General features: G+C 72.8%; 22 protein-coding genes and 1 tRNA gene. 12 read left to right on the top strand and 11 right to left on the bottom strand.

What is annotated here, in order from left to right; genetic code table 11:
* From M8C13_RS19515 to def, 5 genes are all read right to left on the bottom strand, one after another.
* Positions 1–1,614 carry an AbfB domain-containing protein gene (locus M8C13_RS19515; protein WP_252482055.1) on the bottom strand — a complete coding sequence of 538 codons (1,614 nt, stop codon included), beginning with the start codon at positions 1,612–1,614 and terminating at the stop codon, positions 1–3.
* A gap of 103 nt (positions 1,615–1,717) precedes the next feature.
* A complete protein-coding gene (locus M8C13_RS19520) occupies positions 1,718–3,874 on the bottom strand; it encodes a bifunctional SulP family inorganic anion transporter/carbonic anhydrase (protein WP_252482056.1) in 2,157 nt (718 codons plus the stop codon).
* 355 nt (positions 3,875–4,229) lie between these two features.
* Positions 4,230–4,979, bottom strand: coding sequence for a precorrin-4 C(11)-methyltransferase (cobM, locus tag M8C13_RS19525; protein ID WP_252482057.1), 750 nt, complete (start codon positions 4,977–4,979; stop codon positions 4,230–4,232).
* A complete protein-coding gene (cbiE, locus tag M8C13_RS19530; RefSeq protein WP_252482058.1) occupies positions 4,976–6,193 on the bottom strand; it encodes a precorrin-6y C5,15-methyltransferase (decarboxylating) subunit CbiE in 1,218 nt (405 codons plus the stop codon). The genes cobM and cbiE overlap by 4 nt, the downstream gene beginning before the upstream one ends.
* Positions 6,193–6,708 carry a peptide deformylase gene (gene def, locus M8C13_RS19535; RefSeq protein ID WP_252482059.1) on the bottom strand — a complete coding sequence of 172 codons (516 nt, stop codon included), beginning with the start codon at positions 6,706–6,708 and terminating at the stop codon, positions 6,193–6,195. The genes cbiE and def overlap by 1 nt, the downstream gene beginning before the upstream one ends.
* A 232-nt stretch (positions 6,709–6,940) precedes the next feature.
* On the opposite strand from def, the gene M8C13_RS19540 reads away from it, so the two are divergent.
* Positions 6,941–7,609 carry a peptidylprolyl isomerase gene (locus M8C13_RS19540; protein WP_252482060.1) on the top strand — a complete coding sequence of 223 codons (669 nt, stop codon included), beginning with the start codon at positions 6,941–6,943 and terminating at the stop codon, positions 7,607–7,609.
* 54 nt (positions 7,610–7,663) lie between these two features.
* Here the strand turns inward: M8C13_RS19540 and M8C13_RS19545 are convergent, their stop codons facing one another.
* A complete protein-coding gene (locus M8C13_RS19545; protein WP_252482061.1) occupies positions 7,664–8,449 on the bottom strand; it encodes an oxidoreductase in 786 nt (261 codons plus the stop codon).
* Positions 8,450–8,523: 74 nt separating this feature from the next.
* Between M8C13_RS19545 and M8C13_RS19550 the strand changes: the two genes are divergently transcribed.
* Positions 8,524–9,627 carry an XdhC family protein gene (locus M8C13_RS19550; protein WP_252482062.1) on the top strand — a complete coding sequence of 368 codons (1,104 nt, stop codon included), beginning with the start codon at positions 8,524–8,526 and terminating at the stop codon, positions 9,625–9,627.
* A gap of 4 nt (positions 9,628–9,631) precedes the next feature.
* On the opposite strand, the gene M8C13_RS19555 is transcribed toward M8C13_RS19550, so the two are convergent.
* Positions 9,632–10,489 (bottom strand): aldo/keto reductase, encoded by an 858-nt coding sequence (locus M8C13_RS19555; RefSeq protein ID WP_308202823.1) that lies wholly within the window; start codon positions 10,487–10,489, stop codon positions 9,632–9,634.
* Positions 10,490–10,587: 98 nt separating this feature from the next.
* Positions 10,588–12,882 carry a GH92 family glycosyl hydrolase gene (locus M8C13_RS19560; RefSeq protein WP_374213098.1) on the bottom strand — a complete coding sequence of 765 codons (2,295 nt, stop codon included), beginning with the start codon at positions 12,880–12,882 and terminating at the stop codon, positions 10,588–10,590.
* Positions 12,883–13,532: 650 nt separating this feature from the next.
* On the opposite strand from M8C13_RS19560, the gene M8C13_RS19565 reads away from it, so the two are divergent.
* Together M8C13_RS19565 and M8C13_RS19570 are read left to right on the top strand one after the other, a co-directional pair.
* Positions 13,533–13,910: a hypothetical protein gene (locus tag M8C13_RS19565; protein ID WP_252482064.1), complete on the top strand. Its 378-nt coding sequence runs from the start codon at positions 13,533–13,535 to the stop codon at positions 13,908–13,910.
* Between the two features lie 200 nt (positions 13,911–14,110).
* Positions 14,111–14,494: a hypothetical protein gene (locus M8C13_RS19570; RefSeq protein ID WP_252482065.1), complete on the top strand. Its 384-nt coding sequence runs from the start codon at positions 14,111–14,113 to the stop codon at positions 14,492–14,494.
* On the opposite strand, the gene M8C13_RS19575 is transcribed toward M8C13_RS19570, so the two are convergent.
* Complete coding sequence (locus M8C13_RS19575; protein WP_252482066.1) at positions 14,495–15,235, bottom strand: Clp protease N-terminal domain-containing protein; 741 nt, start codon at positions 15,233–15,235, stop codon at positions 14,495–14,497.
* Positions 15,236–15,320: 85 nt separating this feature from the next.
* Here M8C13_RS19575 and M8C13_RS19580 point away from each other — a divergent pair.
* The 3 genes from M8C13_RS19580 (at position 15,321) to selB (ending at position 18,462) form a co-directional block, all read left to right on the top strand.
* Positions 15,321–15,415, top strand: a tRNA-Sec gene (locus tag M8C13_RS19580).
* A gap of 12 nt (positions 15,416–15,427) precedes the next feature.
* Positions 15,428–16,765: an L-seryl-tRNA(Sec) selenium transferase gene (gene selA, locus M8C13_RS19585; RefSeq protein WP_252482067.1), complete on the top strand. Its 1,338-nt coding sequence runs from the start codon at positions 15,428–15,430 to the stop codon at positions 16,763–16,765.
* Positions 16,765–18,462: a selenocysteine-specific translation elongation factor gene (selB, locus tag M8C13_RS19590; RefSeq protein ID WP_252482125.1), complete on the top strand. Its 1,698-nt coding sequence runs from the start codon at positions 16,765–16,767 to the stop codon at positions 18,460–18,462. Before selA ends, selB begins: the two co-directional genes overlap by 1 nt.
* Here selB and M8C13_RS19595 read toward each other — a convergent pair.
* Entirely contained in the window at positions 18,422–18,946 is a 525-nt protein-coding gene (locus tag M8C13_RS19595; RefSeq protein WP_252482068.1) for a MauE/DoxX family redox-associated membrane protein, read from the bottom strand. The genes selB and M8C13_RS19595 overlap by 41 nt on opposite strands.
* 89 nt (positions 18,947–19,035) lie before the next feature.
* Here M8C13_RS19595 and M8C13_RS19600 point away from each other — a divergent pair, with 89 nt between their 5' ends.
* Genes M8C13_RS19600 through M8C13_RS19620 form a run of 5 tightly spaced genes read left to right on the top strand, consistent with a single transcriptional unit; the run spans position 19,036 to position 21,544 of the window.
* A complete protein-coding gene (locus M8C13_RS19600) occupies positions 19,036–19,749 on the top strand; it encodes a hypothetical protein (RefSeq protein ID WP_252482069.1) in 714 nt (237 codons plus the stop codon).
* A gap of 19 nt (positions 19,750–19,768) precedes the next feature.
* Entirely contained in the window at positions 19,769–20,257 is a 489-nt protein-coding gene (locus M8C13_RS19605; RefSeq protein ID WP_252482070.1) for a hypothetical protein, read from the top strand.
* Positions 20,247–20,807, top strand: coding sequence for a hypothetical protein (locus M8C13_RS19610; RefSeq protein WP_252482071.1), 561 nt, complete (start codon positions 20,247–20,249; stop codon positions 20,805–20,807). The genes M8C13_RS19605 and M8C13_RS19610 overlap by 11 nt, the downstream gene beginning before the upstream one ends.
* Entirely contained in the window at positions 20,804–20,944 is a 141-nt protein-coding gene (locus M8C13_RS19615; RefSeq protein WP_252482072.1) for a hypothetical protein, read from the top strand. The genes M8C13_RS19610 and M8C13_RS19615 overlap by 4 nt, the downstream gene beginning before the upstream one ends.
* Before the next feature lie 54 nt (positions 20,945–20,998).
* A complete protein-coding gene (locus tag M8C13_RS19620) occupies positions 20,999–21,544 on the top strand; it encodes a hypothetical protein (RefSeq protein WP_252482073.1) in 546 nt (181 codons plus the stop codon).
* Here the strand turns inward: M8C13_RS19620 and M8C13_RS19625 are convergent.
* Positions 21,501–24,611, bottom strand: coding sequence for a S8 family serine peptidase (locus tag M8C13_RS19625; RefSeq protein WP_252482074.1), 3,111 nt, complete (start codon positions 24,609–24,611; stop codon positions 21,501–21,503). The two genes, M8C13_RS19620 and M8C13_RS19625, sit on opposite strands and share 44 nt — an antisense overlap.
* Between the last annotated feature and the right edge of the window lie 173 nt (positions 24,612–24,784).

The raw sequence follows: 24,784 nt of genomic DNA on the forward strand, positions 1-24,784 counted from the left end.
TCAGGGCTTGAGCGGCGGCGCGACCACCCAGCTGCTGTCCGGCTCGAAGAAGGCCGGGTTCTCATACCACTGGGCGCCGCCCTTGTAGGCGCTCCACACCTCGCCGCGGATGTGCCGCAGGTAGTTGTCCGGGAAGTTCAGCGCGGCGAAGGACACCCCGGTGCCGCTGAGGCCGTCCCTGGCGCACCAGGTGGCGTCGGCGTCGAACGGGCCGCCACCGACCCTGTCGTCCAGCCGGATCCGGCCGTACTGGTGGCGCAGGTACGCGCCGGGAATGTTGGATGCCTCGAAGGAGTAGCAGTCGGCGTTGGCCAGGCCGGGCACCAGGCGGAAGGTGGCGTCGGCCTTGTCCAGGTCCGGGTTGCTCGCGGTGATCAGGTTCAGCCAGCCCTCGCCGCGGCCGTGCCGCAGGTAGTGGTCGGGCAGGCCCTCGTTGGTGGCCTTGAGCGAACCGCGCTGCGGCAGGTCGTGCCGGGCCTTGCCCTTGGCGGTCAGCCGCCACAGCTGGTAGGCGTAGGGCTGGTTGGCGCGCAGCACCGGCTTGGTCTGCTCGACCAGCTCGGGCACGGTCAGCGGCTTGTTGTGCTGCTGGTTGACCAGCTGCACGGTGCCGCCCTTGCCGGGCAGCAGGGCCCAGCCCTGGGCCGGGTTGTTCGCGTCGCAGGCCTGCGAGGCCAGCGAGTTGCCGTCGATGCCCAGGCACTGGCGGCTGTGCAGGTTGCGCAGCCGCTTGTGCTCGCCGGCGCCGAGCAGCTCGAACTCCTGGGCGGAGCGGCCGGAGCCGCAGGTGGCGGTGGTGTCGCCGTTGAGGCAGCCGCCGGTGATGTTGTTGGCCAGCTCGACGATCCCGCTGTCTGCCACGGCCGGGTTGGCCCGGCTCGCCGCGACGCTCTCCTTGATCCAGGAGACCAGGTCGTCCACCCGTTCGGCGGCGGAGCTCGCGGCCTGCTCGGTCTCGCCGAGGCAGTTGCGCTGCTTGGCCGAGGTGACGATGCCGCCCAGCTCCAGCGCTCCGTCGCGCTGGCGCAGCACCGGGCCGCCCAGGTCGCCGGAGCACAGGTCCGCGCCTACCGGGGTGGCCGCGCCGAAGGTGAGCTGGGTGCCGGTCACCGCGCCGAGGGCGAAGGCCGCGGTGTGCAGGCGGTCCTCGTCCTCGCTGGCCGTGGCGAGCGCGCCGTAGCCGGTGATGGTGAGCTGCTCGCCGGTGGTGAAGCCGGCCGCAGCGGGCAGCGGGACCGGTGCGACGTCGGCGACGGGATCGGCGAGCTTGGCCAGGACCACGTCCCGGCCGGTCTGGGTGGCGATGCTCTGCACCTCCACCACCTCGCCGGAGCCGTGCGCGAGCTTGGTGCGGCCGACCGTGACCACGGTGCGCTCGGCCGGCGTGCCGGGCCTGACCTGGCCGGGTTCGCCGAAGCAGCGGGCGGCGGTGAGCACCCACTGCTGATCGACCAGCACCCCGGAACAGCTCTTGGTGCCCACCCGGACGTAGGCGGTGTAGCCGTGCGCGCCATCGGTTGCGGCGGTGCCGCCGCTGATCGCGTGTGCGGGCAGTGCGGTCAGCACTCCGGTGATCACCGACGCGGCCAGTACCCCAGCCAGCGCTTTGCTCAACTCAGGACGCGCCACAGCGCAGTTCCCCCTCATGACGAAGTCATTGCATGCCAAGGGGATGCGCTCCCCCAGCTGGCGAGCGTAGGCAGGCCGCCGGGGGCCGTCAATCCGCTGTTTGCCGTCCGGTCGCGCCGACCGGGGGCGCGCCGGCGTCGGGGGCCAGCGGCACGAACCCGCCGGTCTCCGGGTCCACAATGGACAGTTGAGCTCGGCCGATGTCGAAGAACAGCCCGATGACCTGCAACCGGCCCTCGGCGATCGCGGTCCGCACCATGGGCAGCCGGGCCAGCGCCTCGGCCTGCACCGCGACGTTGACCCTGGCCAGCCGGTCCACCTCCGCGCCGTCGCCCTGGCCAGCCGGGTGCCCGGCGCGGAAGGCGTGCAGGCTGGGCAGTCCGGCGCGCAGCCAGCGGCCGAGCGAGTCGTCCTGCTCGGCGCGGCCGGAGAGCAGGCTGGTCATGCCGGCGCAGGCGGAGTGGCCGCAGACCATCAGCGTGGGCACCCGCAGCACCTCTACCGCGACGTGCACCGAGGCCTCGATGCCGTCGTCCCCGGCGGGCACCAGGTTGCCCACGTTGCGCACGGTGAACAGGTCGCCGGGCCCGCTTGAGGTGATCATGTTGGGCACGATCCGGGAGTCCGCGCAGGTCAGGAACAGCCCGTGCGGGCGCTGCAACAGGGCGAGCTGCTCGAACACCGGGCGCAGCAGCGGGGCGGAGTACCGATGGTACTCGGCCACGCCGGTGACCAGCGGGGAGGACGCGCGCTGGCTGGGCACCTCGGCCTGCCAGTCCGACCAGGGCGCGAACCAGCGCGGCAGCACCGGTTTCCGGCCGCCGCCGACCTCCTCCACGGTGACCGTGCCGCCGCGGTCCTCGTGCTGGCGCTGCCAGGAGGACAGGTGCTCGTAGGCGGCGTGGTCCAGGTAGTCCGCACGCAGTTCTATGTCCACAGTGGACTCATCGGGCACCTGGGCGAGCACCCGGGCCAACCGGGGCAGGGACAGGAAGCTCAGCGTCCCGGCCACCGTCACCCGCCAGTGCCCCGGCGCGGTCTCGGTGGCCCGCACCTTGGCCCAGACCACCCGGCGCAGCACCAGCACCACCGAGATGGCCAGCCCGATCAGCACGCCCCGCAACAGGTCCAGGAACACCACGCCGACCACGGTGGCCAGGTAGGCGGCGGCCTCCCCGTGCCGCCAGGCCGCGCGCACGTCCCGCAACCGCACCAGTTGCAGCCCGATGAAGACCAGCAGCCCGGCCAGCGCGGCCATCGGGATCCGCTCGATCGTCCCGGCCAGCACCAGCGTGAACAGCAGCACCCAGAGGCTGTGCAGGATGGCCGAGGCCCTGGTGCGGGCCCCGGCGGCGACGTTGGTGGAGGCGCGCACGATCACTCCGGTGACCGGCAGCCCGCCGAGCAGGCCGGAGGCGGTGTTGGCCACGCCCTGGCCGACCAGCTCGCGGTCCAGGTTGCTGCGGGTGCCGCCGAGCTTGTCCACCGCCACCGCGGAGAGCAGGCTTTCCACGCTGGCGATGACCGCCAGGGTGAACACGGCGAGCGCCACCGCGCCCCACTCCCCGCCGGGCAGTTTGGGCAGGTGCAGCGAGGCCAGCACGGAGTCCGGCAGGTCCACCCGGACCAGCTGTAACCCGGCGGTCTCGGCCAGCACGGTCGCGCCGACCACCGCGACCAGCGGCCCCGGCACCTTGCGCACCGCCGCGGGCAGGAACCCCCACAGCAGCAGCACACCCAGCACCAGCAGGCCGATCAGCGCGGCCGGTCCGTGGATGTCGATCAGCTGGCCGGGCAGTTCGAGCAGGTTGGTCAGCGCGCTGGTGCCCGGCTGCCCGCCGAGCAGCACGTGCAGCTGGCCGAGCACGATGACCACGCCGATCCCGGCCAGCATCCCGTGCACCACCGCGGGCGAGATGGCCAGCGCCGCCCTGGCCACCCGGCACAGCCCGAGCACCAGCTGCACCAGCCCGGCCGCCACGGTGATCGCGCAGGTGACCGCCCAGCCGAACTGGTCGACGAACCCGGCCACCACCACGGTCAGCCCGGCGGCGGGTCCGCTGACCAGCAGCGGCGAGCCGCCGAAGGCCGCGGCCAGGATGCCGCCCACCACCGCGGCGACCAGTCCGGCCACGATCGGCGCGCCGGAGGCCACCGCGATGCCCAGCGACAACGGCACCGCGACCAGGAAGACCACCAGCGAGGCGGCCAGGTCGTGCCGCAGGTCCTGTCGCAACCAGCGCATGTGGTTCCCCCTTTCCTACCAACACTATGGACCAATTGTCCGATTAGTCGGAACAGGGCGCGATGGCACCACTACGCAGGGCAAGGGCGGGCGGCCCAGCTTCACTCGATCGACAAGTGGCAGGCGGGAACTCTGGCCGGGTTGGCCGGTTCGTGCGCGTGCGTGGCCCGGCGGCGCGGGCGGGCGGGGGTGGCGGCGGGCGCAGGAGTTCACCCGCATCGGTGACCCCGGGCGGGGGTGGCGGCCGTGGATAGCTGGGCGGCTGACGGCAGCCGGGGTGGCCGGGCGGGGGTGGCGGCCGGAATGGCCGGGCGGCTGACGGCGGCCGAAATGGCCGGGCGGGAGCGGCGGCCGGTCAGTCCGTGCTGCGGCAGCGGTCCGCGGAGTACAGGTGGCTGTCCGGGAAGGAGGACGCGGTCAGCACCTCGCCGACCACGATCACCGCGGTCCGCTTGACCCCGGCCGCGTGCACCGCCCCGGCGATGTCCCGCAGCGTGCCGCGCAGCACCAGCTCATCGGCCCTGCTGGCCCGCGCCACCACCGCGACCGGGCAGTCCGGCCCGTAGTTCGGCAGCAGCTCGGCCACCACCTCGTCGATCCGCTGCACGGCCAGGTGCAGCACCATCGTCGCCCGGCTCCGGCCCAGCGTGGCCAGGTCCTCCCCCGGCGGCATCGGGGTGGCGCGCGCGGAGGTGCGGGTGAGCACCACGGTCTGGCCGACGCCCGGCACGGTCAGCTCCCGGCCCAGCGCGGCGGCGGCCGCGGCGAAGGCGGGCACGCCGGGGACCACGTCGTAGGGCACCCCGGCGGCGTCCAGGCGGCGCATCTGCTCGGCCATCGCGCTGTACACCGAGGGATCGCCGGAGTGCAGCCGGGCCACGTCGAAACCGTTGGCGTGCGCGGAGACCAGCTCCTCGGTGATCTGGTCCAGGTCCAGGTTCGCGGTGTCCACCAGCCGCGCGCCGGGCGGGCAGGAGGCCAGGAGCTCTTGCGGCACAAGGGATCCGGCGTACAGGCAGACCGGCGAGGCGGCGATCACCCGCTGGCCGCGCACGGTGATCAGGTCGGCCGCGCCCGGCCCGGCCCCGATGAAGTGAACCGTCACCGTTCCTCCTTCGTCGCCACCCAGGTGGTCACCGGCAGCATCGGTCGCATCGCGGTGAACCCGCCGACCGGCGCGGCCCGGCTGATCGCCACCCGCAGCAGGTCCCCGCCAAGTCGGGCATGCCATTGCGCCACCAGGGACTCCGACTCCACGGTCACCGCGTTGACCACCAGCCGTCCGCCGGGCAACAGGCTCTGCCAGCACTTCTCGATCACGCCGGGCCCGGTCGCGCCACCGCCGACGAACACCGCCGACGGCGCTTCCAGACCGTCCAAAGCGGACGGTGCCTCGCCTAAGACAACCTCGATCCCCGGCACGCCAAGGGCATAGGCGTTGCGGGTGATCCGCTCCGCGCGCTCCGGCTCGCGTTCCACCGCGACCGCCCGGCAGCTGGGATGGGTGCGCGACCACTCGATGGCCACGCTGCCCGCCCCGGCGCCGACGTCCCAGAGCAGCTGGCCGGGCACCGGGGCCAGCCGGGACAGGGTGAGCGCGCGCACCTCGCGTTTGGTCAGCTGGCCGTCGTGGTCGAAGGCGGAGTCGGGCAGGCCGGGCACGGTGGGCAGCAGCGGGGTGCCGGGATCGGCCACGCAGTCCACCGCGATCACGTTCAGCGCGGCGGTGCGCGGCAGCGACCACTCGCCCGCGGTGCCGCTGACCAGTCGTTCGTCCTTGCCGCCCAGGCGTTCCAGCACGGTCAGCCTGCTCGGGCCGTAGCCGCGCACGGTGAGCAGCGCGGCCACCTCGGCCGGGGTGCCGCCGCCCGCGCTGAGCACCAGCACCCGCCGTCCCGGCTGCACGAACGGGTGCAGCAGCTCCACCGGCCGCCCGACCGCGCTGACCACGTCCACCGCCTCCATCGGCCAGCCCAGCCGGGCGCAGGCCAGCGAGATCGAGGAGGCGTGCGGCAGCACCCGCAGCCGCTGTGGGCCGAGCAACCTGGCCAGGGTGGAGCCGACGCCGAAGAACATCGGGTCGCCGCTGGCCAGCACGCAGATCCGCCGGCCGCGGTGGCGTTCCAGCAGGCCGGGCAGGGCGGGCAGCATGGGCGAGGGCCAGGCCACGCGTTCGGCGGTGACCTTGTCGGGCACCAGGTCGAGCTGGCGGGAGCTGCCCAGCAGCACCTGCGCGGCGCGCACTTCCAGCTGGGCGGGCTGGGCGAGGCCGGGCCAGCCGTCCGCGCCGATGCCCACCACGGTGACGGGCTCGGTCATCAGCGCAGTCCGGCCTCGGTCAGGATCTGCTTGCGCTGCTTGGCAGGCAGCCGGTCCACGTAGAGCAGGCCGTCGAGGTGGTCCACCTCGTGCTGGAGGCAGCGGGCGGCGATCCCGTTGGTGCGCACGGTGACCGGGTTGCCCTCGGCGTCGAAGCCGCTGACCTCGGCGTGCTCGGACCGGGCCAGCTCGGCGTGCTGGCCGGGCACGGACAGGCAGCCCTCGTCGAACAGGGTCAGCTCGCGCGGGGCGGGCGGCAGCGTGAGCACCGGGTTGACCAGGGTCGCGACCACCGGGTTGCCGTCGGCGTCGGGGCAGTCCATGACGAAGACGCGGGCGTCCACGCCGATCTGGTTGGCGGCCAGGCCGACCCCCTCGGCGGCGTACATGGCGGCGAACATGTCCGCGACCAGGGCGCGCAGATCGTCATCGAAGCTGGTCACCGGGGCGCAGGACCGGTGCAGCACCGGGTCTCCGTAGTACACGATCGGCCGCGCGGTTCCGGTGGAGCTCATGGTCAGCATCGTAAGGTGGTCGCTTCGCCGGGTTTTCTCCGGCCCGGGGCCGGGCTAGTGTCCTGAGCTGGCCGTTCGGTGGCGGTATCGGCGGTCCAGCTTTCCGCTGGGCGTGCCGAGGGGAAGCCCTCGTACCGGGTTGTACGTGGGCTTTCCCGCGGTGCGGTCAGCGGGAAGCTGGGCCGTCGAGACCGCTGGCGAACGGCCAGCTCAGGACACTAGGTTGACCGCTATGAGAAAACGCTGGTCAGTTGGTGTTGTGGTGGCCGCGATGCTGGCCGCGCTGCCGGTCGGCGCGGCTCAGGCGGCGCCGGAGCCCGTCTCCGGGGGCTCGGTTCGCTGCACCTTCACCCCCACCCCGGAGGACCCGGCGGCCAAGCCGGTCCGCCCGCCCCGGTCGAAGGCGAAGGCCAGGGGCACGGTCACGGTGACCATCTCCACCAACCACGGCAAGATCGTGATGGAGCTGGACCGGGCGAACGCGCCCTGCGCGGTGCACAACTTCCTCTCCCTCACCCGGCAGCGGTTTTATCACAAGACCCAGTGCTGGCGGCTGACCAACTCCACCCGCCTCGGTGTGCTGCAGTGCGGCGACATCTGGGCGGCGGAGAAGGGCGGTCCCGGCTACAAGTTCGACGACGAGGTCACCGGCAAGGAGACCTATCCGCGCGGCACGGTGGCGATGGGCAACTTCGGGCCGAACACCAACGGCAGCCAGTTCTTCATCGTGCACAGCTTCGCCAACATCAAGCCCGCCTACACCGTGCTTGGCAAGGTGACCAGGGGCATGGCGGTGCTGGACAAGATCGTGGCCGGCGGCATCATCCCCGGTCCGAGCAACCCGTTGGACGGCCTGCCCAAGCTCCCGGTGCACATCCAGCGCGTGCGCTACGGGCACTGAGCACCGGCCGCGGAACCCGTTGCCCCACACCGGGTTCCGCGGCCATCCCGGTGGTCAGTCCACCTGGCGGATGCTGCCGCCGTCGATCCGGAACTCCGCGCCGACCACCCACTCGGCCTGGTCGGAGGCCAGGTAGGCGACCGCGTTGGCGATGTCCTCCGGGGTGCCGACCCGGCCCGCCGGGATACCGCCGACCAGCTCGACGATCTGCGCCTTGCCGTCCACGCCCTGGGTGTCCTGGATGTGCTGGGCGAAGGTCTGCACCGCCTCGGTCCAGATCATGCCGGGAGCGATCCGGTTGACCCGCACCCCGCGCGGCGCGACCTCGGTGGCCAGCGCCTTGCTGTAGGCGTTGAGGGCGGCCTTGGCCGCGCCGTAGTGCGTCAGCGGGGGCTGGACCAGCTGCGCGGCGATCGAGCTGATGTGGATGATCGAGCCGCTGCCACGCTCCAGCATGCCGGGCAGCAGCGCCCGGTCCAGCCGCACCGCGGACATCAGGTTGAGCTGGTAGGCGTCCTCCCAGAGCTGGTCGGACAGCTCGGGGATGGTGCCGGTGCCAAGTTCGGCCCCGCCGGCGTTGTCCACGACCACGTCCACCCCGCCGAGGTGGGCCAGCGCGGCCTCGGCCAGCGCGGTCACGCCGGACTCGGTGGCCAGGTCGGCCTTGACGAAGTGCACGTTCGCCGGCAGCGACTCGGGCGCGGAGCGCGCCGCCACCACCACCGAGGCGCCTGCCCCGGCCAGTCGCGCGGTGATCGCCGCGCCGATTCCCTTGGTGCCACCGGTGACGACGACCCGCTTGCCCGCCAGGCCGTCCGAGCTCGCAACGTTATTGACCATACGGTCCACAATGCCCATTCTGGACCGCCTAGTCAAATACAACTTCTTGACCGCCCGCGGCGCACAATGGGCCGATGCGCGAACTGATCGCCCCACTGCTCGCCTGGTACCGCGAGGGACAGCCGTTCGCGCTGGCGACGGTGGTGCGGACCTGGCACTCGGCGCCGCGGCAGCCCGGCGCGGCGATGGCGGTGTCCGCGGCGGGTGAGGCGCTGGGCAGCGTGTCCGGCGGCTGCGTGGAGGGCGCGGTGTACGAGCTGGCCCAGCAGGTGCTGCGGACCGGCGTGCCGGAGCTGGCCACCTACGGGGTCAGCGATGACGACGCGTTCGCGGTCGGCCTGACCTGCGGCGGCACCCTCCAGGTCTTCGTGCAGCCGGTAACGCCCGAGCACTTCCCGGAGTTCCCGGCCATCGGCGAGTCCATCCGGTCGAGCGAACCGGTCGCGGTGGCCACGTTGCTCGACGGCGCGGCCAACCCGGGCGCGCACCTGCGGGTGACCCCGGCGGAGACTGTCGGCGCGCTGGGTTCGGCCCGGCTGAACGAGGCGGTCCGGGACCACGCCCTGGGCATGCTCGCCTTGGGCAGCACCGGTTTCCTGCACATCGGCGCGGACGGCGAGCAGCGCGGCGACGAGCTGTCGATCTTCGTGGAGTCCTTCGCGCCGCCGCCCCGGATGCTGGTCTTCGGCGCCATCGACTTCGCCGGCGCGGTGGCCCGCATCGGCAAGTTCCTCGGCTACCACGTGACCGTCTGCGACGCCCGCCCGGTCTTCGCCACCAAGCGGCGCTTTCCGGAGGCCGACGAGCTGGTGGTGATGTGGCCGCACCAGTACCTGGCCCGGACCGAGGTGGACGAGCGCACGGTGATCTGCGTGCTCACCCACGACCCCAAGTTCGACGTGCCGCTGCTGGAGCTGGCGCTGCGCACCAAGGCCGCCTACATCGGCGCGATGGGCAGCCGCCGCACCCACCAAGATCGGCTGAACCGGTTGCGGGAGCTGGGTTTGACCGAACCGGAGCTGGCCAGGCTGTCCTCCCCGATCGGGCTGGACCTGGGCGCGCGCACGCCGGAGGAGACGGCGGTGTCCATCGCGGCCGAGATCGTGTCGCTGAACTGGGGCGGATCGGGCCGCCGCCTGGCCGAGACGGACAACCCGATCCACCACCCGCGCGGCTGAGCGCTCAGTCCCGGATCGCGTCCAGCGCCGCGAACTGCTTGTCGCTGAGCTCGACCGTGGCCGCGCCCAGGTTGTCCTCCAGGTGCGAGACCGTCTTCGTGCCGGGGATCGGCAGCATCACCGGCGACCGCTTGAGCAGCCAGGCCAGCGCCACCTGCGCCGGGGTCGCGCCGAGCTCCGCGGCCACCGCGGCGACCGGGCTGTCCGGTTTGGTCAGGTCGCCGGTGGCGATCGGGAACCACGGGATGAAGGCGATGTTCTCCTTCTCCGCGTGGTCGAGCAGCTCCTCGCTGCCCCGGTCGATGAGGTTGTACCGGTTCTGCACGCTGACGATCGGCGTGATCTGCCGCGCCTGCTCCAACTCGGCCACGCTCACCTCGGACAGCCCGATGTGCTTGACCTTGCCCGCCTCCCGCAGCTCCACGAACGCGCCCAGCTGGTCGGCCAGCGGCACGGCCGGGTCGATGCGGTGCAGCTGGATCAGGTCGATGTGGTCCAGGCGCAGGTGCCGCAGGCTCAGCTCGACCTGCTGGGTCAGGTACTCGGGACGGCCGCACACGGTCCACTGACCAGGCCCCTGCCGGGTGAATCCGGCCTTCGTGGCGATGATCAAATCTTCCCGGTACGGGTGCAGGGCCTCGGCGATCAGCAGCTCGCTGACCAGCGGCCCGTAGGAGTCGGCGGTGTCGATGAAGGTGACGCCCAGTTCGACCGCCCGGCGCAGCACGGCCAGCGCACCAGCCCGGTCCGTCGGCCAGTCCCACACGCCGGGGCCGGTGATCTGCATGGCGCCGTAGCCGAGCCTGCCGATCGGCAGGTCGCCGCCCAGGTCGAACCGGCCGCCGAGGAAGTTCTCTGTCACTGCTGCGATCTCCCGCTGTTGGTTGGACTCGTATCCGGTGGTCACCGCCAACCAACGTCGACGAGCGGGTGTCTGTTCCACCTCCGCCGGTTTTTCCGCTATCCGGGCACCATCGTCCGCCGCACGTGCAGGCTCCTGGGCAGTCCGCTGATCTTCCAGTCCCGGTGCGCGCGACCGTCCACGCTCACCGCCGAGGTGTACGGCCCCGCGCCGCTGGTGTCGATCAAGCTCGGCGTCCGCCCATCGGGTGAGATGAGCGCGCGCGGGAACAACGGGGTGGCCAGCAGGAGTTCCGCGCTGCCCGGGGTGCGCGGGAACAGGCCGAGCGCGCCGAAGACGTACCAGGCGGACATGGTGCCGAGGTCATCGTTGCCGGGCAGCCCGGCCGGGCCGGTGCGGTAGACGGTGTCCATCAGCCGCCGCACCGTCTCCTGGGTCTGCCACGGCTGACCGAGCTCGTTGTACAGCCAGGGCGCGTGGATGCCGGGTTCGTTGGCGGGGTCGTAGCGCAGCGGCCCGCCGCCGCCGAGGAAGAACTCGTCCAGCCGCCGGACCGCGTTCTCCTTGCCGCCCATGGCTTCGGCCAGCCCACTGACGTCCTGCGGCACCATCCACACATAGGTCGCGGCACTGCCCTGCGCGAACCCCTGCTGACTGGCTGGGTCGAACGGCACGAGCCAGGAACCATCCAGCTTGCGCGCCTGGACGTACCCGGTGGCGGGGTTGAACACGTTGCGCCAGTACGTCCCCCGCTGCCGCAGCTCAGCGGATTCCTTGTCGCGCCCCAGTTCCTTGGCCCACCGGCCCAGCGCGTCATCGGCGACCGAGGCCTCCAGGGTCTCCGCCGCGCCGCCCCAGCAGTGGCAGACGTCGTGCGCGCTGTACCGGGACTGGAGGTACTGACCCAGGTTCGGCCGCTGCCCGACACACTGCCCGGGACAGCCCGCGTCCAGCAGCCCTTCCGGCCGGGGCACGGTGGCCTGCCGGTACAGCGAGTCGAACGCGCCCGCGACGTCGAAGTTCCGCACTCCCATGGCGTGGAAGGTGGCCAGGGTGGCCGCGGACGGGTCGCCGGTCATCACGTGGGTGGCGCCGTTGACGTGCACCCACCGGTCCCAGACCCCGTCGTTCTGCCGCGCGTAGTTGAGCAGCGACTGCGCGAAGTCCCCGGCCAGCCCCGGTTTCAGCAACGCCAGCAGCTGGATCTGCGCCCGGTACTGGTCCCACCCGGAAAAGTTCCCGTACTGCGCGCCCTGCCCCGCCCCGACCCGGTGCACCCGCCGGTCCATGCCGGGATAACGACCGTCCACATCAGACACCAGGTTGGGCTGCTGCAAGGCGTGGTACAGCGCGGTGTAGAACACGGTCCGCTGCTCGGCACTGCCCCCAGCGACCCGAACCCGCCGAAGCTCTCGGTCCCAGGCCCGGAACCCGTCCCGCGCCACCCCCGCCACGGTGTCCGAACGCCGGATCTCCCGCCGCAGGTTCTCCTCCGCGCCAGCAAGGTCCACATAGGACATCCCGATCCGCATCCGCACCGCACTCCCCGGCGCGAAGCTGACGTACCCGCCGGAGCCACGCCCGGCCCGCTCCGCCCCGGTGGCGTAACCCTCCCCGCCGCTGACACTGGTGCCGCCGGGCGTGAGCGTGCCGTCCCGCCACACCCCGGTGCCGGTCACCGGCTGGTCGAACTCGGCGGTGAAGTGCAGCCGGTAGTAGCTCTTGCGGTTGTTCACCCCGCCGTTGGCCCGCCGCCCGCAGAACGCCCCGGTCAGCACCGACCCGGTGACCCGGCGTGCGGTGGGGTCGATCCGGATGTCGGCGTCCTCGCTGCCGTTGAGCGAGTTGGACGTGCGGAACAACAGGTTCGCGGCCTTCCCGGCGGGAAACCCGAACTCGGCGATCCCGGCCCGCTCGGTCACCGCGAGATCAACCCGTGCCCCGGAAGCCAGCCCCACCGAGTACCGTCCGGGCCGCGCGAGCTCGTCCTCGTGCGAGAAGTCGCTGGCGTACACGGCATCCGTGACATCCGCACTCGGCGAGCTGAGCACCTCGCCCACTTGCGGCATGATCGGCACATCCCCCGCCGCGCCAGGATTGCACCCCGCCCCGTTGACGTGGGTCAGCGAGAACCCCCGCACCCGGGTGACGTCGTAGGAGTACCCGTTCGCCGCCCCGGTCCCGGTCTGGTCACCACGCGTGCTGGTCGGACTCCACGCGATCATCCCGAACGGCCGCTGCGCGCCAGGAAAGGTGTTCCCATCCCGCGCCGACCCGATCAACGGATCAACGAACCCCGCGGGCTCACCCACCCACTGCTCCCGGGCCTCGGCCACACCCCCAGCCGCCAGAACCCCAACCAGCCCAACCCCAACCACCCGCCACCACACCACCCCGCGACCCTGACACGCCCCGGGCAGTCGACCCCTGAACCTGTCCGAATTCGGCCAACCCGAGCGACAAGCGGCCAACACGGTGACAACAACGCCCAACACGCGCGCAGCTCGGCCACCGAGCCCGCCGAAGCGGATGGCGAACGGCTCGGCAACCAGCCTGGGGCGGGGCGAGCGATGTGCGGGTCAGGAAAGCCGCGTCCGACCGGGCGTCCGGCTCCGACCGGGCGCCGGCTTCCGCCCAGGCGTCTAGCTACCGGCCAGGCAGCCAGCGTCCGACCAGGCAGCCAGCGTCCGACCAGGCCGCGAGGGTGCGGGCTGCGCAGCGAAGGTGCGGGCCGCGCAGCGAAGGTGCGGGCCGCGCAGCTAACTTGCAGGCCACGCAGTCAGGGGCAGGCCGCGCAGCCAGAGTCCGGGCCGGACGGCCAGGGCACGCGCCGGGCAGCCAACGTGCGGGACGGGTAGGCGGTGCGGGACGGGCAGCCAACGTGCGGGACGGGTGGGCGGTGCGGGACGGGGTGGGCGGTGCGCGACCGGAGCGGCGTGTTCGCGAAATCGGCCAACACTGCGCAAACGCGTGATCGGCGAAACCCGGCGATAGACTGGATGCCGGGGGGCCGAGGGCCGCCCTCGAGCCTGCTGGGGGCGGCGTGGTGGCGGATGCGGCGGTGGCGCGGGCCGGCCGGGCGGCGGGTTTGGGCTGGTCGGTCGGGGTGGCGGTGAACCTGGCGCTCGGGGTGGCCGCGTACTTCCCGCTGTTGTTCACCCGCATGTTCTTCTCCGCGATCGCCTACCGGCTGGGTGATTTCTCCGCGTACCCGGCGCGCGACGGCATCGACATCCCGATCATGATGGCCGGGGTGTGCTGGTTGCTGTTCCTGCCGCTGTGGTTCCTGGCCAACCGGTTCATCGCCCGCTGGACCGCGGTGCCGAGGCGGCCGTACTGGCTGATCGCGGTGCTGTTGCCGGGTGTGCTGTTCTTCGCGGACGCGGTGTTCGCGCTGCGCCTGCTCCAGCTGGTGTTCTGAGATATCAGCCGTTCGCCGCCGGGATCGCCGCGGCGAGCACCTTGCAATGCGGATCCGGGATGAACATGCCGAGCTCGGTGCTGCGGTCGACGGCCGCCGGCATCGGCGTGCACCACGACCCCATCGGTTTCGCGCCCCGCGTTGTCGCCGAAGGAGCGGGCGCGTTTGGTCGCCGAGCGGGACGGCCGCAACCACCAGCGGTGTGTTGCGGCCGATCCCGAGTTCACGCGCAATCTTTCCACTGCCAACATCGCGCGGGACATGGACCGGATCCGGCCGGCCCTGACGGCATCTTCTGGGGCACCTCGCTGGGCGCGCAGTACCGCACGCGGTTCGCCGACCTGATCACCTTCGCCCGCCGGGACTGGGCCAAGTCGGCCCGGCGGTGGGCCGGACTGGGCGAGGGCAGCCAGCGTGAGCCGGTCGCGCCACCGAGGGAGCCGACCATGCTGGGCTGGGACAGCGAGCAGGTCGGCTTCAGCCCGTTCCACCAGACCTCGTTGCTGTGCAACGACTCCGCGAGCACCCGCGACTTCGAGCAGATCTGGCGCAGCCGCCAGGAACTGGTCCCCGCGCGCGGCTGATCAGCCCTGGACCCGCTTCATGATCTTCTCCAGCTCGGCCACCGTCCACTCCTCGATGGGTTCGGCGGTGATGCCCAGCTCGGCGAGGGCCCGTGCGCCGGGTGAGTCCTGTTCGGCCAGCACGCCCAGCAGGATGTGTTCGGTGCCGATGTAGTTGTGGCCGAGGCGCAGCGCGGTGCGGCCGGTCAGTTCGAGCACTTTCACCGCGGCCGGGGTGAACGGGACCTGCACGGTCATCTCCGCCACCGGTTCCGGCAGCAGCGGGGTGACCGCGTCGCGGACCTGGTCCAGGGTGACGCCCTGGGCCTGGATCGCCTTGGCCGCCAGGCCTTCCGACTGGTCCAGCAGGCCGAGGATCAGGTGTTCCGGGGTGCCCTTGCCGCTGCGCGCCTCGCGGGCCGCGTCCTGGGCGGCGACCACCACCTGGCGGGCGCGGTCGGTGAACCGGCTGAACAGGGTGAGGTCCAAGGTCTCGCCGCCTTCCTTGGGCACGAACCGCTTCTGCGCCGCCTGTTTGGTGACGCCCATGCTGCGGCCGATCTCGGTCCAGGACGCGCCGTTGCGGCGGGCTTGGTCGACGAAGTGGCCGATCAGGTGGTCGGCGAGTTCGCCGAGGCGTTCGCCGAGCACCACGGCGTCCTCCAGCTGGTGCAGGGCGTCGTGGTCGGGGTCCTGGTTGCGCAGGACCGACATGCGCCGTATCGCGGCGATGAGCTCGTCAAGTCGGGGTGCGTTGTCCATGCCGTCAACTCTAGGTTGACGCAGCGACTGCCGTCAACCTTGGGTTGACGTATCTAGCTACTGGCAAGATGGCCTGGTGGCTCAGGGAGGCGTATCCGGCCTGGTGACCGGCGCGGTCTTCAACACCGTTGAGCGGCAGCAGCTGTCGCTGGCGGGTTCGATTCCCGTCCGCCTCCGCCACCGGGGGCTCCGATGACCGATCCGCGCGCCGACCAGCGTGGGCTCCCGCACACCGACGCCCCACCGGCCGATCCCCGCAGGCAGATCCCCCGCACCGACGCCTTGCTGGCTGACCCGCGCCTGGCCGCGGCGGCCGCCACCCTCGGCCGCGACACGGTCAAGGCCGCCATCACCCGCTCCCAGAACCTGGCCCGCTCCGGTGAGATCGCGCCTGCCGAAGTGGCCGGGCACGCGCTGGCGGCGCTGCCCACGGGGGCCAGCAGCCTGCGCCCGGTGCTCAACGCCACCGGTGTCCTGGTGCACACCAACCTCGGCCGCGCCCCGCTCTCCCCCGCCGCTGTGGCCGCCATCGCCGCGGCCGCCGGGCCGACCGACGTGGAGTTCGACCTGGCCACCGGCGCCCGCGCCCGCCGGGGCCGGGACGCGCTGGCCGCGCTCGCCGAGGCGGTGCCGGCGGCCGGTGGCGTGCACGTGGTCAACAACAACGCCGCCGCCCTGCTGCTGTGCGCGCTGGCCATGGCCGCCGGGCGGGAGATCGTGATCAGCCGGGGCGAGCTGGTGGAGATCGGCGACGGCTTCCGCATCCCGGACCTGTTGCGCAGCACCGGCGCCCGCTTGCACGAGGTCGGCACCACCAACCGCGTGCACCTGCGCGACTACGCCGAGGCGGTCGGCCAGGACACCGGCTTCATCCTCAAGGTGCACCCGTCCAACTTCCAGGTCACCGGGTTCACCTCCACTGTGGACACTGCCGAGCTGGCCGGCCTCGGGGTACCGGTGGTGGTGGACATCGGTTCCGGTCTGCTGCACCCGCATCCGCTGCTGCCGGACGAACCGGATGCCACCACGGCGCTGCGCGCGGGCGCGACCCTGGTCACCGCGAGCGGGGACAAGTTGCTCGGCGGCCCGCAGGCCGGGCTGCTGCTCGGCGAGGCGGAGTTGGTCGAGCGGCTGCGGCGGCATCCGGCGGCCCGGGCGCTGCGGGTGGACAAGCTCACCCTGGCCGCGCTGGAGGCGACCCTGCGCGGACCGGAAACCCCGGTGGCACAGGCACTTTCCGCTGACCAGGCCGAGCTGCTGGCCCGTGCCGAGCAGCTCGCGGCCGCGCTGGCCGGATCCGGTGTGGACGCGGTGGCGGTCCGGAGCATCGCCGCGGTCGGCGGTGGTGGCGCGCCGGGGGTGCCGCTGCCGAGTGCCGCGGTCAGCTTGCCCGAGCGCTACGCCGCCGCCCTGCGCGCGCTGGCCGTGGTCGGCCGGGTGGAGCGGGGGCGCTGCCTGCTCGACCTGCGCACTGTTGCCCCGCAACAGGACGATCAGCTGTGCGCGGCGGTGCTGGCGGTGCCGCGCTGATGCGGGTGGTGGCCACCGCCGGGCACGTCGACCACGGCAAGTCCACCCTGGTCCGCCTGCTCACCGGGATGGAGCCGGACCGCTGGGCCGAGGAACGCCGCCGCGGCCTGACCATCGACCTCGGTTTCGCCTGGACCACGCTGTCCGGTCAGGAGATCGCCTTCGTCGATGTGCCGGGGCACCACCGGTTCGTGCCCAACATGCTCGCCGGGATCGGGCCGGTGCCCGCGGTGCTGTTCGTGGTGGCCGCGGACGAGGGCTGGAAACCCCAGTCCGCCGAACACCTGGCCGCGATCCGCGCGCTCGGCGTCCGGCACCTGCTGCTGGTCATCACGCGCGCCGACCTCGCCGACCCGGAAACCGCGCTGCGCCAAGCGAAACAGCACTTGGGCCAGGTTCCGCACGTGGTGGTCAGCGCGACCACCGGGCAGGGACTGGACGAGCTGCGGGCCGCGATCCTCGCGCTGACCGACCGGTTGCCCGCGCCCGAGCCCGCGGCGGATGTGCGGCTGTGGCTGGATCGCTCGTTCACCGTGGGCGGCGCGGGCACCGTGGTCACCGGGACGCTCAGCGCGGGCACCATCGCCAAGGGCGAGGAGCTCCAGCTGGCCTCCACCGGGCAACTGCTCCGGGTGCGCGGCCTGCACACCTTGGGCCGTCAGTGCGACGCCGTGCCCGCGGTGGCCCGGATCGCGGTCAACCTGCGCGGGGTCGACCGGGCCGAGCTGGTGCGCGGGGACGCGCTGCTCTCCCCCGGCCGCTGGCGCACCGCGACCGTCGTGGACGTCCTGGTTGCTGCCGAGCTGCCAACGGAACTGGTGGCGCACCTGGGATCGGTCGCGGTGCCCGTCCGGGTCCGTCCACTGGGGACGGTCGGGGCGCGGCTGCGGCTGGCCCGGCCGCTGCCGCTGCGGATCGGGGATCGGTTGCTGCTGCGCGATCCCGGCCGGGGCGAGGTGCTGGGCGGGGCGGAGGTCGTCGATCTCGACCCGCGCCCACTGCGCCGGGGCGGCACTGCGGCCAGGGCGGTCGAGCTGACCACGAATCCGTTGACGATCCACTTGCGCACCAAGGGTTTCGCTCGGACCGACGAGCTGCGGGCCGCTGGGTTGCGTGCGCCGGAACCGGTTTTCGCGGACTGGCATGCCGATCCGGAGCACTGGGCCGCCGTGGTCCGGCGCGCGCCCGGGGAGGTCGAGTCGTGGCGGCAGGCGCACCCGCTGGAACCGGGGATGCCCGCCGAGGCCCTGCGGCAGCGGCTGGACCTGCCCGAGGTGGCGCTGATCGGGCCGCTGGCGAACGCGGCGGGGCTGGCGGTGTCGGCAGGGCGGGTTGGCGGCGCGGTGCTGCCCGCGCGGATGGAGCAGGCGCTGGGCGCGCTCGCGGCGGAACTGGCCGGGAACCCTTTCGCCGCACCGGATTTGGCCCGGCTGGCCGAACTGGGGCTGGGTGGCAAGGAGGTGGCGGCGGCGGTGCGGGCTGGGCGGCTGCTGCGGGTCGCCGAGGGTGTGGTGCTGTTACCCGAGGCGGTGACTCAAGCCGCGAACGTGCTGGCCAGGCTCGCTGGCCCGTTCACGGTGAGTCAGGCCCGGCAGGCACTGGGCACCAGCCGCCGGGTGGCGGTGCCGCTGCTGGAACTGCTGGACCGGCGCGGGATCACCGAACGGCTGGCGGACTCGTCCCGCCGCCTGCGCTGAACACCGGGGCCAGCCAGGCGATCGCGGCGAGCACGAGACTTGCGGCCAGGGTGGGCAGCAGCCAACCTTCCGGCAGCGGCGGCGCAAACGTGGTCACCAGCGTTGCGGCCGCGGCGAGGACCGCGCGCGCCACCGTCGCCCAGGTGGCTGGGGAGCGGGAGTTGAAGCAGCCGCAAGGCGTGCCGGGCCTGGTGCGCACCAAGATGCCCAGGTACCCGGCGAAGGCCAGGTAGAGGGCAGTCTGTGGCAGCAGCAGAGCACGGGGCAGGGAGGGCAGCAGCACGGTGGCGGTGGTGAGGGCCGCGGCCAGAAGTTCGGTGGCAGGCGTGAGCAAGGACACGGGGCGGTGCAGGGCCGGGGGCAGCAGGCGTTGCGCACGGAGCGTGGCCAGGAAAAGTCGGCGTTCGCGCAGGTGGCCGAGTCCGGCTACCAACAGGAGCAGTGCGGCGCCGAGCGAACAGGCGTTGAGCACGGCGGAGAACACCCGATGAGGGTAGCCGGACACCCGAATGACGGCTGTTGATCGTCTCTTCGGCCGTGTTTCATGAACCAGCCCTGGCGAGAGGAAAGGTGATGGCGACCCAGCAGTTGACGCTGACCGCGCCCAGCGGGCGCCGGGTGAGCGTCACGCTGCCCGCGCACACCCCGGTGTCCAGCGTGGCCGCCGGTGTCCGGTTCGCCGGTGGTGTGCACGGCACCGGCTTCCAGATCGGGTCGCGCGGCTACCACGAGTTCGCGGTCACCCAGGTCGCGCCGATGCGGCAGCGGGAGCGGTTCCTGGTGCACGGCAGGGAGGTCGTGGTCGCCGAGGCCACCGACGGGCAGTCCTCGCTGGCCACCCTGTTCGGGGTCTACCACGAGCTGATGACCGTCTACTCCGGACCCGCGCCGCACCGGGACGCGGTGTTCGCGCTGTTCAACTCGTTGCGGGTGCAGGACACCGTGGCCGGGATGGTGGTGCGGCCGCGGTCGGCGACCATGCTGGAGCTGATGAGCGAGCAGCTCGTCCTGGCCGTCCGGGACCACGGTTCGCTGTCCATTCCCGGTCCGCGCCAGGCCGCCGCGCTCACCCCGCGCTTCGCCGGGGCGCGCACCCGGCACGGCGAGGTGTGGAAAACTCCTTATCCTGGCGCGGAAGGGTCCTCGCGGGCCAGCGAGCACGCGTTTGTGCTGGGCTGCCCGGCAGGCACCGCCGAGGTGCACCTGTGCGACACCGGCGCGACCACCGAACGGCAACGGCTGGACTGGCTGAACGAGATCAACGTGGTCTGGCACAAGGCGAACTGAGACGGATATGTCACCGGAAATGGCCTTCAACATCATCACCTGGGTGGCGATCCTGGTGCTGTTCCTCGGACTCGCCGCGGTGCTGCGGGAGATCCGCCTGCTGCGCAACGAGGTCCGGCGCAGCCCGGAGGCCTTCGCGGCCGCCCCGCCGGAGCTGCTGCTCGGCGCCCGGTTCGCCGGGCGGGGGCGGCGGATCGTGCTGGCCGCCGACTCCGGCTGCCCGCTCTGCCACGCCGTGCTGGACCGGCTGCTGGCCGTGGCGCCCGGCTCGGTGCTGCTGACGCACGAGCCGGAAGCGTTGTGGGCCAAGGTGTCCGGCCAGCTGGAGGTGGTCAGCGACGCCGAGGTGTGGCGCGCGGTCTCGCACCTGTCGCCGCCGGTGCTGATGCTGGTGGACGGTGCGGGCCGGGCCGAGCGGGTGCACCTGCCGGTGCGGGTGGCCGAGGTGGACACGGTGCTGGCCGAGTGGCAGCGGATCGTGGTGCGGGGGCACGCCGATGCCGCTTGACTTCACCGACATCCCGGACACCGACCAGGTCCCCGTGGACGCGCGGCCGACCACCGCGTTGCGCGAGCTGGACTTCACCGGCAGCCGCCGCACCCTGTTCAAGGCCCTCGCGCTGGGCGCGGTCACGGTGGGCGCGAGCGCGCTGAACCTGTTCGGCGCGCGCCCGGCCGGCGCGGAGCCCGGTCCGTACGCCCTGTCCGGCTGGGACCGCAACGACTGCAAGGACGCCTACCCCAACGGCTACGCCGAGGTGGGCGACACCACCGGCGCGTACGTCAACACCTACGCGGCCTGCCTGTCCGGCACCTGGCGCGGCTCGGTGTACTGCGAGAACGGCTGGCACAAGTACGGGACCTATGAACACGGACCGGTGCAGAGCCAGCACGTGCCGATCTCCACCTCCTGCGGCACCTCCACCACCAAGAACGCGTGGAAGTGGACCACCCCGGACGGCAAGGTGTGGCGCTGTTCTGACGGCTACTCCACGTTCTGGGGTCCTGGCCACAGTGGACAGACGTACCTGACGATCTGCCGGGCCCCCGTGCTGTGACCAGGCTGCACTGGCATCCGCTGGCCGGAGCCGCCGTGGTGCTCGCGCTCGCCGCCGCCGCGACGGGTTTGCCCGTGCCGGCCGGGTGGCTGGCGATGGGCGCGGCCTCGGGGTTCGCCACCAGCGGCTCCACCTGAAGCCGGAACTCGGCCCTGGTGCTGAGCTCGCCGGTCTGGCGAGGCACTCCGGCGGTGGCCTTCTGCCTGGGACTGCTGGGCGGCGGCCTGGTCACCGCGACCGTACTGGTGGTCCTCGGCTCGCTGCTGCGCGCCCCGCTGCCCGCGCCGGTGCCCTGGCTGCTGGTCGGGCTGATGCTCATCGTGGTGCTGGGCAAGGAGATCGGCTGGCTGCGGATCCGGCTGCCGGAGAACCGGCGGCTGGTGCCGGAGACGGTGTTCCGGCTGGGGCGGCACGCCGGGCCGTTCCAGTTCGGGCTGGAGATGGGCACCGGGGCGCGCACCTACCTGCCCAGCGGGCTGCCGTACGTGGCCGCGGTCGCGGTGCTGTTCCTGGCCTCCGTCCCGGCCGCGCTGTGCGCCGGGCTGGGTTTTGGCCTGGGGCGGGCGCTGATGACCACGGCGAACCTGCGCTTCGGCGAGAGCGGGGCGTGGGACGCGGCGTGGACCCGCCACCGCCGCGTCCTCGCCCTGTTGGTGGGGCTCGCGTTCCTGTTGGCGCTGCTGGTGTTGCTGCTCAGTGATCCGACAGTCCGTATGCCCGGTGCACGGTCTGGCTGACCGAGTTGCCGTCGGCGTCGGCCGCGGTGAGCCGGAGCGCGGCGAAACCGTTGCCGCGCGGGTGGTTCAGCAGCGTGTAGCCGTTGGCGCCGAAGCGCAGCACCGGGCTGCGGGTCCAGCTCTGGCCCTCGTCGTAGGAGACCTCGGCGGTCAGCGCGGTGATCGGGGCGGTGGGTGCGCCCGGCTGGTGGTGCGCGGATAGGTTCAGCAGGTAGGGCGCTCCGGCGCGGGCGCGGTTGTGCTCGTCGACCTGGCCGGTGGCGCGGATGGCCAGCACCGGCAACGGTTTCCCGTCGCCCGCGTCGCGGAAGGTCCAGCTGACCTCGGCGCGGCTGCCCAGGTCGGACCAGGGCACAGCGCGGGTGGCGCTGGCGTGCACGGTGTAGCGACCGCCGGTGGTCGGCACGGTGAACACGCCGGAGCCTGGGGTGTCGGCCGCGCCGATTTGCTGGCCGTCGCGGGAGAGCGTGGTGCGGCCGGTCATGCCGACCGGCGGTGGCTCGGTGACCAGCGCGGGATCGTTGCCGGACAACAGCGGCACGCCGAACTGGAGGGTCTCGCCGGTGCGGTGCGCGCCCCAGCCGCGTTCCGGGTCGCCGAAGGCCGGGCCGAGCGGGGCGCGGTTCCAGGCGGTGGCGGACCGGCCGGGGCGCAGGGTGCGCACGGACCAGTGCAGTTCGGCGTCGGACTCATCCGGCGGGCGGAGCACCAGGAGCTGCTGCCAGGTGACGTCGGGGTGCGCGGTGAAGTACTCCACCCGCTGGGCGGGCAGGGCGAGCGGGTAGGAGATCAGCATGCCGTTGGTGGTGCCGGGCACCGGCAGCCGGGCGTAGTCGGCGCGCAGGCCGGTGGCCGGGTGACCCTGGTCGTGGTAGCGACTGTCCACTGTGGCCAGTTCGTGGTCCCGGACGCGGCGGTCCAGGGTGGCCGGGATGCGGCCGCGTTCCAGGAAGGCCAGGTGGTAGAGGTAGGGGACCGGGCCGGTGGCCGGGTGCGCCGGGCCGAGGGTGGCGCGCTGGAAGTAGGCGTAGGTGTGGTCGGTGACCTGGCCGGGGGTGGCGACGGCGAAGAGCTGCTGACCGAGGCCGGAGGTCCAGGACAGGGTGGAGGTGCGCACGCCGGACTTCTCGCCGGAGACCAGGCCGAACTCGCCGTACTGGTGCCGCGCGCCGGGCCGGTCCACGGTGGCGCGGACCGGTTTCGCGGTGGTCGCGTCCAGGGTCAGCTCGGTGTCGCGGGTCAGGCTGAGTCCGGTGCGGGACAACAGGGTCACCACGGTGGACTGCTCGGCCAGGTCGAGGGCGTTGATGTCGTAGCGGCCCTTGGGCAGCCGGAGGACCGCGGTGCCGGCGGCGTTGAAGCGGGGTCCGGTGGCCGCGCCGGTGCTGGTGTCCACGGCCTGGGCGAGGGCGGCGCTGAACTTGCCGCCACGGCTGCGGATCTTCAAGGTCAGCTGGTAGCTCTCCGGCTCCAGGACCGCGCCGAGGGCGGTGCGCACGGAGATACCTGGCGCGGTGGCGGTGAGCCGGATGCCCTGCGGCCCGGCCGTTCCGGTGGAACGGGCGGTGACCGCGACCTCGGCACTGCCCCCGGCGGGCACGGTGACCTGGTTGGCGGACAAGGCAAAGGCCGGGTTCTGGTCCAGGGCCAGGTTCAGCGTGACCGGGGCCGGTCCGTCGTTGTGGTAGCGGACGGTCTTGGTGGCGGACTGCCGGTAGGGTAAGAACCCGAAGCTGACACTGCCGCTGTCGCGCACGGACTGGCTGATCGCGCGGGCCACGTCCACCCGCCCCGCGCCCTGGTCGAAGACGCCGGCGGTCGGGGTGGCCGAGCTCATCAGCTGCGGCTTGAGCCGATCTACTGTCCACTGTGGATTCTGTTGCAGCAGCAGGGCGGCCGCGCCGGTGACGTGCGGGGCGGCCATCGAGGTGCCGCTGGCCCTGCTGTGCCGCTGGTCCACCGGGTCGGCGTCGCCGGTGGGGGTGCCGGGCACGCGGGCGGAGACGATGCCGCTGCCGGGCGCGGCGAGGTCGGGTTTGACCGCGTGGTCACCCAGGCGCGGGCCGTGGCTGGTGAACGGGCTGGGCGTGTCCTCGGCGGTGACGCTGCCGACGGCGAGTGCGGCGTCGGCCGAGGCGGGTGCGGTGACCCCGGCCAGCGGGTCCGGCGGGTCGATGCTGCGGTCGTTGCCCGCGGAGACCACGAACAGCGTGCCGTGCTTGGCGCTCAACGTGTTCAGCGCGGTGGACACCGGGTCGGCGCCGTCGGTGGTGTCGCCGCCGAGGCTGAGGTTGACCACCTTGGCGCGCGGCGCGATCCACTCCAGCCCGGCGATGACCATCGAGTCCGGGCAGCCGAAGGCCACGCACACCTTGCCGCTGACCAGCTTCACATCCGGGGCGACCCCGCGGTACTCGCGGCCGGCCGAGGCGATGATGCCGGCCACGTGCGTGCCGTGCCCGAGGTCGTCGCCGCCCTGCGGCAGGGTGCCGGTGAAGTCCTGCTGGACCAGCAGTTTCCCGGCCAGGTCGGGGTGGCCGCCGTCGATGCCGGAGTCCAGCACGCCGACGGTGACCCCGCTGCCGGTGAGCCCGCTCTGCCAGGCGGCGGCCGTGCCGATCTGCGGCACGCTGGTGGCCAGGGTGGGTTGGGCGGTCCCGTCCAGCCACACCTTGCCGAGTCCGGCCGGGCGGGTGCGCACCCAGTCCCAGAACTCGGCGCCCTTGGCGCGCACGGCCGCGCCGTTGATCGCGGGCAGCGCGCGGACCGTGCGGCCGCCGACCACCCCGGCGGCGCGGGCGCCGGTGTAGGTCAGGATGACCGGGGTGTCCCCGGCGGGCTGCCGGGCCAGGGTGGTGACGTCGAACAGGCGCGGGTCCAGGCGGCCCTCGGCCAGCAGCGGCACCGCGTCCGCGGGCACCACCCGGTGGTGGACGCCGTCCTTGCCGGTGGTGGTCTCGCGCAGGAAGCCGAGTTTCTCCCGGCCGGGCGCGGGTTCCACCAGCAGGGTGACCGTGCGGTCGGGGGCGGTGGCCAGGCGCACCCGGTCGCCGGTGACCAGGGTCACGGTCCGATTGTCCTTTGTGGCAGCCGGAATGGCCGGGGCAGGGTTGGCCGCGGCCGGTTCTCCTACCGGCAGCAGGGCGGCTACCAGGACCAGCGCAGCCATTCGGACGAAGTGGACACCACCTGATTGGCGGTCGGCATTCCGGGACACCGCCGGAGTATCACCGGGTTGGC

The organism is Crossiella sp. SN42 (assembly GCF_023897065.1).
Taxonomy (GTDB): Bacteria; Actinomycetota; Actinomycetes; order Mycobacteriales; family Pseudonocardiaceae; genus Crossiella.

Bases quoted from the DNA above. Each gene is read 5' to 3' on its own strand.
- cbiE (WP_252482058.1), bottom strand. From the start codon at position 6,193: ATGACCGAGCCCGTCACCGTGGTGGGCATCGGCGCGGACGGCTGGCCC.
- M8C13_RS19520 (WP_252482056.1), bottom strand. From the start codon at position 3,874: ATGCGCTGGTTGCGACAGGACCTGCGGCACGACCTGGCCGCCTCGCTG.
- def (WP_252482059.1), bottom strand. From the start codon at position 6,708: ATGAGCTCCACCGGAACCGCGCGGCCGATCGTGTACTACGGAGACCCG.
- M8C13_RS19575 (WP_252482066.1), bottom strand. From the start codon at position 15,235: ATGGACAACGCACCCCGACTTGACGAGCTCATCGCCGCGATACGGCGC.
- M8C13_RS19540 (WP_252482060.1), top strand. From the start codon at position 6,941: ATGAGAAAACGCTGGTCAGTTGGTGTTGTGGTGGCCGCGATGCTGGCC.
- selB (WP_252482125.1), top strand. From the start codon at position 16,765: ATGCGGGTGGTGGCCACCGCCGGGCACGTCGACCACGGCAAGTCCACC.
- M8C13_RS19600 (WP_252482069.1), top strand. From the start codon at position 19,036: ATGGCGACCCAGCAGTTGACGCTGACCGCGCCCAGCGGGCGCCGGGTG.
- M8C13_RS19545 (WP_252482061.1), bottom strand. From the start codon at position 8,449: ATGGTCAATAACGTTGCGAGCTCGGACGGCCTGGCGGGCAAGCGGGTC.
- M8C13_RS19550 (WP_252482062.1), top strand. From the start codon at position 8,524: ATGCGCGAACTGATCGCCCCACTGCTCGCCTGGTACCGCGAGGGACAG.
- M8C13_RS19605 (WP_252482070.1), top strand. From the start codon at position 19,769: ATGGCCTTCAACATCATCACCTGGGTGGCGATCCTGGTGCTGTTCCTC.
- selA (WP_252482067.1), top strand. From the start codon at position 15,428: ATGACCGATCCGCGCGCCGACCAGCGTGGGCTCCCGCACACCGACGCC.
- M8C13_RS19610 (WP_252482071.1), top strand. From the start codon at position 20,247: ATGCCGCTTGACTTCACCGACATCCCGGACACCGACCAGGTCCCCGTG.